Source organism: Pseudomonas sp. AC229, from assembly GCF_979254655.1.
Genome location: NZ_CEEDHK010000037.1, coordinates 1 through 1,029, shown reverse-complemented (window position 1 = coordinate 1,029; position 1,029 = coordinate 1). Strand labels below are relative to the sequence as shown.

The window sequence follows — 1,029 nt, the reverse complement described above, 5'->3', positions numbered from 1 at the left end:
CGAAAACAACGATGAATTTTAAGATAATAATTGTGCTTCTGTAATATATGACCGAAGCAAATAAAAATAAAAGTGAGAGAGAATTCTCACAATTATCAACTTTTTCTCACTATTTAGATTGATTCTTCATTCAAAGCATCTTCGTCTTTGAGAGTTTCTACAAACTGCTCGAAAGTAACACCTTCTAAATTAGCTTGTGCTGTTATTGCATCAGTATCATCAATCAACTCTGTTTTTACCGTTTTTTTAGCATTTTTTTCGCCTGAAAATTCGATAGTCATTTTGATTTTTTTATATTTAGCTCTGTCTTGATAAACCGATGCCCAAGGGCCTTTTCCGAATAATTCTGGATTGAGGTAATAAATTCCTCGGACTTCTTGCCTGATAATATCTTGCTGTTTGAGTTTTAATAAGGAATTATCAAAGCTACCAATGGATGTTTCTAGCGATTCACATATTCTTTTTTTAACAGACGAATTAAGAATAATCTCACCTCCATAATTACAAATTTTTAACAGCTCGTTAAGAATCTTATGATTTGACACTGTTAAGTCATAAAGCATTTTTATATTTTCAAGATAAAGTTTAACAAAGGCTGGTTCTGTCTGAACAGAATACTCTTGAAGTTCTTCGCTCTGTTTTACTTCGCCTGTTGCTAAATCAACAGTGTTTGTTACTTGGCTCTTTAAAAGCTTTTTGGTCGTGTTAGGTCTGGACATTTTATTTTATTTTGTTATACATCCATTATACATAATCCTAATTTAAATCAATGAGGTTTACTGAAAATAATTCTAATTATTTTTAATGAGGTTTTGGTTCCTCACTTCCCAGATGAGGGAGCCTCACTCCCGAAGTGAGGATAACTCACCCCCCAGATGAGGATTATTGGCTACAAGCCACGGCCTGCTTATCTCTCTCTATCTATTATATTTACATATAGAAAACGCTGATAACTTTAAGAAATTATGATTAGCTAGAAATTGAATTCGTGAAGCTCGCAGTGGCGAGTTAAGAGAATAGTTGTTTTCT

General features: G+C 33.0%; 1 protein-coding gene. It reads right to left on the bottom strand.

Annotated features, from left to right (window positions below; translation table 11 throughout):
* Positions 1–113: 113 nt before the first annotated feature.
* Positions 114–719 (bottom strand): replication/maintenance protein RepL, encoded by a 606-nt coding sequence (locus AC0IW7_RS24735; protein WP_471821483.1) that lies wholly within the window; start codon positions 717–719, stop codon positions 114–116.
* Between the last annotated feature and the right edge of the window lie 310 nt (positions 720–1,029).